General features: G+C 74.2%; 12 protein-coding genes. 2 read left to right on the top strand and 10 right to left on the bottom strand.

The window, feature by feature from the left end:
• Window positions 1-118 precede the first annotated feature (118 nt).
• From ABZ805_RS24500 to ABZ805_RS24465, 8 genes are all read right to left on the bottom strand, one after another.
• Window positions 119-691 (bottom strand): cupin, encoded by a 573-nt coding sequence (locus ABZ805_RS24500; protein WP_358444676.1) that lies wholly within the window; start codon window positions 689-691, stop codon window positions 119-121.
• The gene (mtnB, locus tag ABZ805_RS24495) at window positions 688-1,341 is read right to left on the bottom strand and encodes a methylthioribulose 1-phosphate dehydratase (RefSeq protein WP_358444673.1); all 654 of its coding nucleotides are present in this window, start codon (window positions 1,339-1,341) and stop codon (window positions 688-690) included. The genes ABZ805_RS24500 and mtnB overlap by 4 nt, the downstream gene beginning before the upstream one ends.
• Window positions 1,338-2,057, bottom strand: coding sequence for an acireductone synthase (mtnC, locus tag ABZ805_RS24490; protein ID WP_358444671.1), 720 nt, complete (start codon window positions 2,055-2,057; stop codon window positions 1,338-1,340). The genes mtnB and mtnC overlap by 4 nt, the downstream gene beginning before the upstream one ends.
• Window positions 2,054-3,121, bottom strand: a complete 1,068-nt coding sequence (locus ABZ805_RS24485) for a s-methyl-5-thioribose-1-phosphate isomerase (protein ID WP_358444668.1) — start codon at window positions 3,119-3,121, stop codon at window positions 2,054-2,056. Before ABZ805_RS24485 ends, mtnC begins: the two co-directional genes overlap by 4 nt.
• A 131-nt stretch (window positions 3,122-3,252) precedes the next feature.
• Complete coding sequence (locus tag ABZ805_RS24480) at window positions 3,253-4,044, bottom strand: putative protein N(5)-glutamine methyltransferase (protein ID WP_358444665.1); 792 nt, start codon at window positions 4,042-4,044, stop codon at window positions 3,253-3,255.
• Window positions 4,045-4,171: 127 nt separating this feature from the next.
• A complete protein-coding gene (locus ABZ805_RS24475) occupies window positions 4,172-4,639 on the bottom strand; it encodes a hypothetical protein (RefSeq protein ID WP_358444662.1) in 468 nt (155 codons plus the stop codon).
• A 486-nt stretch (window positions 4,640-5,125) separates the two neighbouring features.
• Window positions 5,126-6,874 (bottom strand): glycosyl hydrolase family 28-related protein, encoded by a 1,749-nt coding sequence (locus ABZ805_RS24470; protein ID WP_358444659.1) that lies wholly within the window; start codon window positions 6,872-6,874, stop codon window positions 5,126-5,128.
• A gap of 178 nt (window positions 6,875-7,052) precedes the next feature.
• Window positions 7,053-7,820: an exonuclease domain-containing protein gene (locus tag ABZ805_RS24465; RefSeq protein WP_358444656.1), complete on the bottom strand. Its 768-nt coding sequence runs from the start codon at window positions 7,818-7,820 to the stop codon at window positions 7,053-7,055.
• Between the two features lie 113 nt (window positions 7,821-7,933).
• On the opposite strand from ABZ805_RS24465, the gene ABZ805_RS24460 reads away from it, so the two are divergent.
• Both ABZ805_RS24460 and ABZ805_RS24455 read left to right on the top strand, forming a co-directional pair.
• Window positions 7,934-9,388, top strand: a complete 1,455-nt coding sequence (locus tag ABZ805_RS24460) for a carboxylesterase family protein (protein WP_358444654.1) — start codon at window positions 7,934-7,936, stop codon at window positions 9,386-9,388.
• A 44-nt stretch (window positions 9,389-9,432) separates the two neighbouring features.
• The gene (locus tag ABZ805_RS24455; protein WP_358444651.1) at window positions 9,433-9,966 is read left to right on the top strand and encodes a GNAT family N-acetyltransferase; all 534 of its coding nucleotides are present in this window, start codon (window positions 9,433-9,435) and stop codon (window positions 9,964-9,966) included.
• Between the two features lie 5 nt (window positions 9,967-9,971).
• Here the strand turns inward: ABZ805_RS24455 and ABZ805_RS24450 are convergent, their stop codons facing one another.
• Entirely contained in the window at window positions 9,972-10,994 is a 1,023-nt protein-coding gene (locus ABZ805_RS24450; protein WP_358444649.1) for a pirin family protein, read from the bottom strand.
• Between the two features lie 22 nt (window positions 10,995-11,016).
• Complete coding sequence (locus ABZ805_RS24445; protein ID WP_358444646.1) at window positions 11,017-11,325, bottom strand: GNAT family N-acetyltransferase; 309 nt, start codon at window positions 11,323-11,325, stop codon at window positions 11,017-11,019.
• Window positions 11,326-11,401 lie beyond the last annotated feature (76 nt).

Genomic DNA, 11,401 nt, shown 5'->3' with positions numbered 1-11,401 from the left:
GCGAGGACAGCGTTTTCGCCTGTGGCGGAGCCACCGGTGAAAACGATCCCGCAGCGAGAACGCCGCTGAGGTTCCGCCACCCGACCCACTTCCCAGCAGGAACCGGGAGAACCGCTCCTCAGCGGGTAGCCATCAGCTCGTCGAAGGTGGGGAACTTCTCCGCGGTGTCGGTGTTCAGGAACTCCCCGATCCACCCGTCGTCGTCGTGGAAGAAGCGGATCGACACGAAGTCGGGGCTGGTGCCCATGTCGAACCAGTGCGTGGTGTTGGCGGGCACGCTGAGCAGGTCCCCGGCTTCGCACAGCACGCCGTACACCTTGCCGTCGAGGTGCAGGTAGAACACCCCGGCGCCGCGGGCGAAGAACCGGTCCTCGTCGTCGTCGTGGGTGTGCTCGGACAGGAACTTCTCGCGGGCGGCCTTGGCCTGCGCGGGCCACTCCGGGTCGGCGGAGGGCTTCATCGCGATCGCGTCGACCTTGATGTAGCCCTCGCTGTCGATGACCTGGTCCACTTCGGACCGGTAGGCGTCGAGGACCTGCTCGGAGGTGGCGTCGGCGGGCAGTTCCCGCAGCGGCCAGCGTTCGAAGCGGACGCCGAACTCCTTGAGGACGCCACCGATCTCGGCGGGGTCTTCGGTGCGCAGGGTGGCGGTGCTCGGGTCGGTGTCGTCCCAGACGGTCAGCAGGGTCATGCGGTTCTCCTGTTCACGTGGTGCGGCTGGTCCGCGGCGAGGGCGTACGAGGTCAGCCATTCCAGGCATTCGGTGCGGTGCCGCGCCTGGGCGAGGTCGTCGCCCCACACGTACACGCCGTGCCCGGCGACGACCAGCGCGGGGGTGGCCGGGTCGAAGACCTCCTCGAAGCGGTCGCCGAGCCAGGCCATGTCCTGGCCGTTGGGCACGACGGGCACGGTGACCTCGTCGTCGTGGGCGCCGCGGCCGAGTCCTTTGAGCATTTCCAGGTCGCGCAGCACGATCCCGCCGGACCAGCGCTCGGCGGCGAGGACCGGGGCGGTGATGTGCACGTGCACCACGGCTCCGGCGCCGGAGCGGGCGGCGACGCGCGCGTGCAGGCCCGCTTCGGCGGAGGGCCGCTGGTCCGGGCGCGGCTGGTCGGGCACGGCAGCTCCCGCGGCGTCGACGACGACCACGTCCTGCGGGGTGAGCTCGCCCTTGTCGCGGCCGCTGGTGGTGACCGCGAGCCGCAGCGGGTCGGTGCGCAGGGTGACCGACAGGTTCCCGGAGGTGCCGCGCATCCAGCCGAGCGCGGCGAAGCGCGCGGATTCGGCGGCGAGCGCCGCTCCGGCGGTGTCGAGTTCGGCGGTGGTGACGGGGGTGCTCATGCGGGCACCTCGATGCTGATGTCGTCGAAGGTGGTGACGCTGCGGTGGTCGCCGAAGTCGGCGTCGGCGAACGGTTCGCCGGGGCGGGCGAGGCCGACGGTGCGCCACCCGGCTTCGGCGGCGGCGTCGAGCTCGGCGGGCACGTCGGAGGCGAACAGCACGTCGCCGGGGTCGGCGCCGAGGACTTCGGTCATCGCCCGGTAGGACCGCGCCTCCCGCTTGGGCCCGGCGTTGGCGGTGTCGAAGTGGTGGCGGAACAGGTGCCGCAGGTCCCCGTCGCCGGTGTGCGAGAACGACGCGATCTGCGCGGCGACCGATCCGGAGGAGAACACCGCGAGCCCCGCGCCCTGGTCCTGGAAGTGCAGCAGGGCGCCGACGACGTCGGGGAACAGCTGGGTGGTCAGTTCGGCGTCGGCGTAGCCCTGCCGCCAGATGAGCCCTTGCAGGGTTTTCAGCGGGGTGGCCTTGCGGTCGGCGTCCATCCACTCGTGCAGCACGGCGACCACGGCGTCGGTTCCGGCGTCGGCGGGCAGGTCCGCTTCGGCGCGCACCGCGGCCACGGCGTCCCCGACCTCGGGGTCGTCGGGGTGGGTGTCGATCCACGGGCCGAGCCGAGGCCGGGCGTAGTCGTAGAGGACCTCGTGGACCTGGCTGGTCGGGGTGACCGTGCCTTCGATGTCGATGACGACCCAGCGGGCCGTTACCGGGTCGGTCATGCCTGTTCCCCCTGGTCGGGACTGGTGTGCTGGTAGGCGGTGAGCTCGCCGGGGGCGAACGGGCCCTGGTCGGTGACGACGGTGGTGACGAACCGCGGCGGGGTCACGTCGAACGCGGGGTAGTGACCCTGGACGCGTTCGCTGGCGGTGCGCCGCCCGAGGGTGTGCAGCACTTCGTCGCCGTCGCGGTGCTCGATGGGCACGTCGGCGGCGGTGGGGGACTTCGGGTCCGGTTCGTGGCACAGCGCGTGGTACGGCACGCCGAAGGCGTGCGCGGCGACGGCGAGCTGCAGGGTGCCGACCTTGTTGATGACGTGCCCGTCGAGGGTGACCCGGTCGCTGGCGGTGATCAGCGCGTCGACCTCGCCGCGGCTGAACAGCGACGCGCCCATGCCGTCGGTGATCAGCGTGGTGGGCACGCCCATCTCGGCGAGGGTCTCGGCGGTGAGCCGCGCGCCCTGCAGGTAGGGGCGGGTCTCGGTGCAGTAGAAGGTGAGTTCCTTGCCGGCCCGCTGGGCGGCGGCGACGGTCTCGGTCAGGTACAGGTCGCCCCAGCAGTGGGTGAGCACCCGGGCGCCGTCGGGCAGCAGCCGCGCGGCGGCTTCGCCCATGGCGCGGCTGCGCCCCCTGTAGTCGGCGTCGCCCGCGCGGGCTCCGGCGAGCGCGGCGGCGGCGAGCGCGTCCGGGGAGTCCTCGCCGCGGGCGCGGGCCGCGGCGACGGCGTCGAGGACGAAGTCCGCGGCGAGCCGCTGGTGGTCGTTGGTGGGCCGGGTGGCGATGAGCCGGTCCGCGGCAGCCCGCACCCGTTCGGTGACCTGGTCGGGGGCGTCGGCGGCGGCGTGGCGGGCGGCCAGCGCCATGCCCCACAGCGCGGCGAAGTAGGGGCCGCTGGACTGGGTGACCATGTCCTCGATGGCGCGGGCGACCTGCTCGACGTCGCGGGCGTGCACCCAGGTGCGTTCGAACGGGAACACCCGGCGGTCCAGCAGGTGCACACCGTCGTCGGCGAGCCGAACGCTGTCGGCGAGCACCGGCGTCGTCGCCGGGTCGGTGATCAACGGCATCTGTGTCCTTTGTGGATAGTCGTCGACCGGTGGGAAGATCGGATCAGATTACTGAGCCGACCCCCCTGGGGCGCAACATCTTCCAGATTCCGGGACTGCCGGATGCGCATGCGTTTCCGCATCGGGCGAGGTCAGCGGGTGGTGCCGCGGACCACGGTGCCCGCCACGTCCGGGTCATCGACGGTGCGCGGGAGCAGCCCGTGCGCGCGCAGCGCAGCGGCGGTCCCGGCGGCCTGTTCGGTGCTCGTCTCGATCAGCAGCACCCCGCCGGGGGCGAGCAGTCCCGGCGCCACCGCGGCGACCCGCCGGTGCAGGGCGAGCCCGTCGGCGCCACCGTCGAGGGCGGTCGCCGGCTCGTGCTCGCGGGCCTCCGGCGGCATCAGCGGGATCCGCTCGGTCGGCACGTACGGGGCGTTGACGGCCAGCACGTCGACCCGGCCGCGCAGCGCGGCGGGCAGCGCCTCGTCCAGGTCCCCGGCGTGCACCCGGTCGGCGGGCAGGTTGCGCCGGGCGCAGCGCACCGCGGCCGCGTCGACGTCGGCGGCGTGCACCTGCGCGGCGGGCACGGCGGCCAGCACGGCCGCACCCACCGCGCCGGAACCGCAGCACAGGTCCACCACCAGCGGCCGCGGCCCGGACTCGCGGGCGGCGGCGATGGCCTCGCGGGCGAGGAGTTCGGTGCGCCGCCGCGGCACGAACACGCCCGGCTCGACCACGATGCGCAGCCCGAGGAACTCCGCCCAGCCCAGCACCTGCTCCAACGGCAGGCCGTCGACGCGTCGCCGCACCAGTTCCGCGAGCTCGGCCGGGTCGTCGGTCGCCGCGAGCAGCAGCCGCGCCTCGTCCTCGGCGAACACGCAGCCCGCCGCCCGCAACCGGGCCACGACCCGGTCGAACCGGTCTGCGGGGGACGGCTGGTTCAACGGTGACCTCCGGCGGTGCGCGGCGGGACGGGTCCCGGGGGAGCGGGGGCGACCGGTGGCCGCACATGCGACGACGCGGCGGCCGAGCACCGGGATCGGGCTCGGCCGCCGCGTCGTCGGGAAAGCGTCAGCGGCGCTTCTTCGGCGGGTCCTTGCGCAACAGGTCCGGACCGATGATGCGGCGCACCACTCTGCGCGCGAGGCTGCGGCGCTTCGCGGGCTGCTGCCGAGCCGGGGCCTTCGCGGGCGGCGCGGCCGCGGTGTCCGGGACCGGCGGGGCCGCGGGGGCCTCCGGCGGGGTCACCGGGATGAGGTCGGCGAGCGTGCCGGACGGGGTCTTCGGGGGCACCTCCTCGGTGGTGCCCGCCCGCGCGGTCGGCGGGTCCGGGTTGAGCCGCTTGGCGAACTCCGGCCGCTCGTCCCGGATCGCCGGGATGTAGGGCTGGGTCACCTCGACTCGATCCGGCCGCGGCGCCGGTGCGTCCGGGCGGGGCAGGAAGTCCTCCGGGCGCGCCGCCGGGCGGGCGGTGCCGGAGGAGGCGGACGGTGCCGGTGCCGCATCGAGGGGCAGTTCTCCGACGAAGCGAGTGGTCACCGGTCCGGCATCGGGCCGCGAACGGTCCTGCTGCTCGGGCGGGACCGCCGGCTGGAACCAGGGGCGAACTAGATCGTCTTGAAGTGTCATCCGTATCGACTCTGCGGGGAGCAAACGGCCAGTACCACCAGTGGGTGACCCACCGGCGGATCAGACCCTACCGGTAACGGACCGGTAAAGCACCACCCGAGTGGGCGCGAAATGTGGGTGATCCGCCGCGGACTGTCACGGCCAGTGCTGAACATCGTCCTCAGCTGCGGCGATCAGTGCGGGCGCTAGGGCCAGAAGCGGGATGCGTTCCCCGCCACACCCCCGCCACTGGTCGCCGACCGTGAGCGGTCGTGCCGACATTGCGGGACGGATCGGGCACCTTCGTGCTCACGGTCCGTGTCGATGACCCGGGGTTTCGGTCGTCGCGAGGGGCCCGCCCTGTTCGCTGCGTGCGCGGGCCTCGCCGGGAACCGGCCCGGGGAGCCCCGCCGCCGATCACGGTTCGGGCCACGTCCCGCACGGCCAGGTGCCGTCCCAGCCGCTGTTGCCCGAGCCCAGGTCGACGGTGAACGTCCCCTGATCCGGACAGTTGTAGACCCCGGCCGCGCCCACGGACTCCGCGGTGACCTGCTCGAACCGCGCGTCGCCGCCGGTCTCGGCCTGCACGACGACGGTGCCGACGCCGTGCAGCGCGGCGCCCTCGACGGTGACGCCGCGGACCTCGTGGCCCTGCCCGCCGCCGGAGAGGAACTCGAACACCGAGTAGGGGCTGTCGACGGCGGTCGTGTCCGCGATCCGGACCTCGGCCTCGATCGGCGAGTCGTACGCGTCCACCCGCAGCGCCCCCATCGGGTGCCGCAGGTTCGGGTTCATCGCCCCGGTGCGCACCAGCTCGTTGCCGGTCACCTCGATCGTGCCGCTGAGCGGGAAGAACGGTTCCGCGAACGCCTGGTTGGAGATCGCGATCCCGCTGCCCAGCGCGTTGGTGTCGGCGACCAGGTTGTCCCGCACCTGCAGGTCGGTGCCGCCGTAGACGGCGATGCCGTTGGCGAGGTTCGGGGCGATCACGGTGTTGCCCGTGAAGGAACTGCCGGTGTCGGGTGCGTTCAGCGACCACATGGCCAGCGCGTCGTCGCCGGTGTTGCGCAGGAAGTTGTCCCGCACCCGCACTCCGCGGGCGGAACCGTTGAGGTTGATGCCGTCGGCGGTGGTGTCGAGGATGCGGTTGCCCTCGACGAGCAGGTCGTCGTTGTTCCCGGTCAGCCACATGCCGACCTTGAGGTGCTGCAGCCACAGCCCGGTGACCTCGGAGCCCGCGCCGAGGCTGCCGGTGGCGAAGTTGTCCGGGGAGTCGTCCACCCGGTCGGTGACGTCGCCGAGCACGGCGAAGTCGCGCAGCCGCACCCCGCCGGCGGACACCGTCTGGTCGATCAGGTGCGAGCTCAGCAGCACCGAGCGCCACGGCCCCGCTCCGATGATCGAGACCTGTTCGACGGCCAGCGGCGAGTCGACGCGGAACCGGCCTTCGGGCACCCACACCTCGGTGCCCGCGGACCTGGCCTGCTCGATCGCGGTGGTGAACGCGGCCGCGGAGTCCTCGGCGCCGGTCGGGTCGGCGCCGGTGTCGAGCACCGACACCGAGCCCTGCGGCGCCTCGGGGGCGGGGGCGACCTGTTCGAAGTCGGCGACGTCGACCGCGTAGGACGGCACCGTGTCCGGTTCGAGCCGCACCACGTCCCCGGCGTGCAGATCGCGGTCCAGCAGCAGACGAGCGTGGTCGAACAGGTGGTGGGTCTGCGACCCGTCGATGTCCGGGGTGTCGAGGTAGGAGTACTCGCTGGTGACCCGCAGCGGGGTGTCGAGGCGTTCGCCGTTGACCGAGACCGCCACCGTGCCCTCGACGCCGTCCGGGACGTTGCCGGAGACGGTCAGCGCGTTCGCGTCGGCGCCGAGGGTGAACTCGACGTACCGGCCGGGACCGTCCAGGACCACCGCCCGCCGCCCGGATGCCTCGGAGGCGAGGCTGCCCTGGGTGAGGTCCGGGCCCAGGACGGTGCCGTTGGTCTCGGCGTCCTCGGCTTCCAGCGAGGTGAACGGGGTCTGCGCGCCCGCGGGCGCGTCGGCCGCGGCGGTCGGGGTGGCCGGGGTGGCGGTGCCCGCGGCCAGGAGTGCGGCCGCGGCCGTCACGGCGCGGCGGCGCCACCGCGGATCGCGGTGGGTGTCGGGGAGTTCGGGGCTTGGCACAGCACGTCCTTCGGAATCGGGGAACGAGCCGGTTCGGCGGCCCGTTCGGCCGCGTCACCTGCGGGAAAGCGCTCACCGTAGGAGTGCGCCGAACCGGTTCGGCCCCGATGTCGAGATCCCGACAGCGCGGCTGCTCCGGGCGCAGCAACCGCCGCCGCACCCGTTCCCCCACTCGCCGTCAGGCCGGTTCGGGGGCCGGTGCCAGCGGCCAGTGCTCGGCGCGGGCGCGCACGTCGGCCGCGCGGGCGCGGAGCCCGTCGGCTTCGGCGGTATCGGTGGCGCGGTCGGCCTGCCGGTCCAGGAATCCGGCGAAGTCGTGCTGCTGGTCGCGGTGCCAGCCGGTCTGGTCCTCGTGCAGGGCGGTGAGGACGCGGGTGCCGATCTCGTCCGGGTGGTTCTTGGCCAGGCGCCACGCCAGGCGGGCGCAGGCCAGCGCGTCGGCGGTGGCGTCGTGCGCGGAATCCAGCCGCACCCGGTAGTGCTCGCACAGGGCGCCGAGGGTGCGCTTGCCCTTGCGGTAGCGGTCGAAGCGCTTGTCCAGGCAGCGCGGATCGACCACCGGCCCGGTGACCTCCAGCTTCCGCCCGTGGTGGCGGCGCAGCTCGGCGTCCAGCAGCGACAGGTCGAACGGTGCGTTGAACACGCACAGCGGTCGGGTCGGGTGCCAGGCGTCGGTGAGGAACTCGGCGATCTCGGCGGCGACCTCCGCGGCGGGGCGGCCGTGCTCGCGGGCGTGCTCGGTGCTGATGCCGTGCACTTCGGCGGCCTCGGCGGGGATCTCCACGCCGGGGTCGGCCAGCCAGGTGCGGACCTGCGGGTCGCGGCCGGGCACGATGGAGATCAGGGTGCCGGTGACGATCCGGTCGGTCCCGGTGTCGGTTCCGGTGGTTTCGAGGTCGAACGCCAGCAGCGGCCCGTCCGCCCAGGACGACGTGGGGTTGGTCATGATCGCCACGGTATCGAGGTCCACCGACTCGATCAGCGGGCCTCGCCGGGACGGCCGGTGATCGAGGCGTGATCCGTCCGACTCGAGCGGGCGAGCGGGAACAGGAGCAGGACGTGGGAGAACCGATCGTCAGCACCACTTCGGGCCGCGTGCGCGGGATCCGCGGCGACGGGGTGGTGCGCTTCCGCGCGGTGCCCTACGCGGCCGCGCCCACCGGTGACCTGCGGTTCGCGGCACCGCGACCGGCTCCGCGCTGGGACGGGGTGCGGGCGGCGGACCGGGTGGGGCCGGTGGCGCCGCAGCAGGCGGGCCGGGAGCTGCCGGGGTTGGACACCTCGGTGCTGCGCGGTCCGGAGTGGTCCGGCGGCGCGGACTACCTGACCGCCGAGATCACCCGGCCGGACCAGGACGGCGGCGGGCTGCCGGTGTTGGTGTTCGTGCACGGCGGCGCGTTCGTCAGCGGCAGCGGTGCGGCGCCGCTCTACGACGGGGCCGCGTTCGCCCGCTCCGGGGTGGTGCTGATCGCGATCAACCACCGGTTGGGCGCGGAGGGCTTCGCGCCGATCGGCGAGACCAACGTGGGGTTGCGCGACCAGCTCGCCGCGCTGCGCTGGGTGCGGGACAACGCGGCCGCGTTCGGCGGCGACCCGGGCAACGTGACCGTGTGCGGGCAGTCCTCCGGGGCGATGAGCATCGCGGACCTGCTCGGCTCGCCGCTGCTGGACGGCGTGGTGGACCGGGCGATCGTGCAAAGCGGGCACCCCGGCATGACCCGCGAGCGGCGGCTCGGCCGGGTGCTGGTCGAGGCGCTGGCGCGGCAGCTGGGCATCGCCGCGACGGCGGAGGCGTTCCGGCGGGTCGGATCCCGGGAGCTGCTGGCCGCGCAAGCAGCGGTCATGGCTCCCGGCGGTGGCCCGGACCTGCGCGACGAGCACGGCCACGACCCGTCGTTCGGGCTCAGCGCGTTCCTGCCGGTGCACGGCGACGACGTGCTGCCGGTGCCGCCGGGCGAGGCGGTCGCCGCGGGCAGCGCGGCCGGGATCGACGTGCTGGTGAGCACCTGCCGGGAGGAGATGGCGCTGTACCTGGTCGCCACCGGCGTCGTCGACACGACCACCGATGAGCAGGCCGTCGCCGTGCTCGCGGCTTCGCACCCGGATGCGGCGGGGGTGCTGGCGGACTACGGGCTGGGCAGCCGCCCGGCGGGCGAGGCGCTGTCGGCGGCGCTCACCGACCTGGTGTTCCGGCTGCCCGCCCGGGAGTTCGCCGCGCGCCACCGCGATTCCGGTGGGCGCACCCACGTCGCCGAGTTCACCTGGCGCTCCCCGCGGTTCGACGGCCGGTTGGGCGCCTGCCACGGCTTGGAACTGCCGTTCGTGTTCCACAACCTGGCGGTCGCCACCGGCCCGGCCGGGCTGCTGGGCGAGGCGCCGGACCGGGAGCTGGCGGATCGGCTGCACGGGGCGTGGGTGTCGTTCGCGACCACTGGCGATCCGGGCTGGCCCGAGCACGGCGACGGCCACGTGTGCACCGCCGGGCCCGAGCCGGTGGTCGACGGGCCCTGGTGACGGGTGCGCGGCCGGAGGTGGCGTGCGCGGCTACGATCCGCGGCGTGTCCGATCTCGCGGCCTGGCCGGCCGCCGCGCCGCTGCTGACGGTCCGCTTGCGGCTGGAACCGCTGCGGGTCGAGCACGCGCGGGAGACCGCGCCGGTCCTCGACGACGTGCGGCTGCACGAGTGGACCGGTGGTGCGCCGCGTTCCCCCGACGAGCTCGCGGCGCGCTACCGCTGGCAGGTGGCGGGGCGTTCCCCGGACGGCGAGCAGGGCTGGCTGAACTGGATCCTGCGCGACCGCGGCGACGGGCGGGTCCGCGGCACGGTGCAGGCCACGCTCACCCGACCGGAGCCGGAGCTGCTGCGGGCCGCGCTCGCCTGGGTCGTCGGCACCGAGCACCAGGGACACGGGTACGCGCGGGAGGCGGCGCTGGCCATGACCGGCTGGCTGCACGAGCAGGGCGTCGGCGAGCTGACCGCGCACATCCATCCCGGGCACCGGCGGTCCAGCGCGGTCGCCCGCGCGGTGGGCCTGTCCCCGACGTCGGCGATCGTCGACGGCGAGATCGTCTGGTCCGACCGGGACCGATGAGCCGGTCAGCGCTCCAGGCGCCGGGACCTGGGGCGGGCGCGCAACCGCGCGCGGGGCGGTTCGGGTGCGGGCAGCGCGGCGCCGTCGTAGCCGGGCACGAGTCCGAACCGGTCGGCGGAGCCGAACCGATCTGAGGCGCCGCCGGTGCGCTCGGCCTCCCAGTCGCGGCGGGCTTCGAGGACCTCCTCGTGGGTGCGGGCGACGAAGTTCCACCACATGACCAGTTCCTCGTCGAACGGCGTCCCGCCGATCAGCAGCGCCCGGCTCGCGGACTCCGCGGTCAGCAGCACGTCGCGGCGCCCGTCGCCGAGGTGCAGCAGCGCGCCGGTGGTGAGGCGGGTGCCGTCGACCTCGACCGGGTCGGACAGCGCCAGCACCGCGTGCTCGAAGTCCGAGCGCAGCGGCAGCCGGACCCGCCCGCCGGGGCGCAGCGCGATCTCGGCTCCGACCAGCGGGGTGTAGGCGCGGGCCGGTGAGGTGGCGCCGCCGAGCTCACCGTTGATCACGGTGATGCGGCCGCCGTCCTCGGTGAGCACCGGCAGGTCGGCGTGCTGCTCGAAGTGGGCGGGCCCGTGCCGGTCCCGTTCGGGCTGGGCGATCCACAGCTGCACGCCGTGCAGCACCGGGGAGTGCTCGACGGGGGTCTGTTCGGAGTGGGCGATGCCGCGGCCCGCGGTCATCAGGTTCAGCTGCCCGGGCCGCACCAGCCGCGCGTTGCCGAGGCTGTCCTGGTGCAGGATCTCGCCGTCGAGCAGCCAGCTGACGGTCTGCAACCCGATGTGCGGGTGCGGGGGCACCTGCATGCCGGGCCCGCCGCCGAGGTCGGTGGGCCCGTAGGAGTCCACGAAGCACCAGGCGCCGACCATGCGCAGGTCCCGGTGCGGCAGGGTGCGCCGGACCCGCATCGCCCGCGGCCCGCCCAGCGGCACGTCGCGCGGTTCGAGCAGGTCCGCGCGGGGTTCGGCGGCGCCGGTGGGCGGGCCGTCGCAGACGGTGCGTTCGGCGGGGTCCGGTTCGGTGTTGCTCACGGCACGACGGTAGCCCGCGCGATCAGAGGTCGGCGCGGGCGGATTCGGGCACCAGGTCGAGGTAGTCGGGGTGCTTGCGGATGTAGGCGGCGATGTAGGAGCAGGACGGCGTGACCTGGACCCCTTCGGCGCGCAGCGAGTCGAGCGCGGTCTTCGCGAGCGTCCCGGCGAGCCCGACTCCCTGGTGGGCGGGGTCGATCTCGGTGTGCACCAGGTCGACGTGCCCGGGGGTGCGCCGGTAGTCGGCGAATCCGGCGAGCTCGCCGTCGACGGTGATCTCAAACCGGTCGCGTTCGGGGTGGTCGGCCACCCGCACCTGCTGTTCGCTCATACCGCCCTTCTACCAGTTCGCGCGGCGGAAGGTCCGGATCGCGCATTTCGCGCAGCCGAAACTGAACAGTCTGGAC

Source organism: Saccharopolyspora sp. NPDC047091 (assembly GCF_040643635.1).
Classification (GTDB): Bacteria; Actinomycetota; Actinomycetes; order Mycobacteriales; family Pseudonocardiaceae; genus Saccharopolyspora_C.
This window is presented reverse-complemented; position numbering and strand designations above follow the sequence as displayed.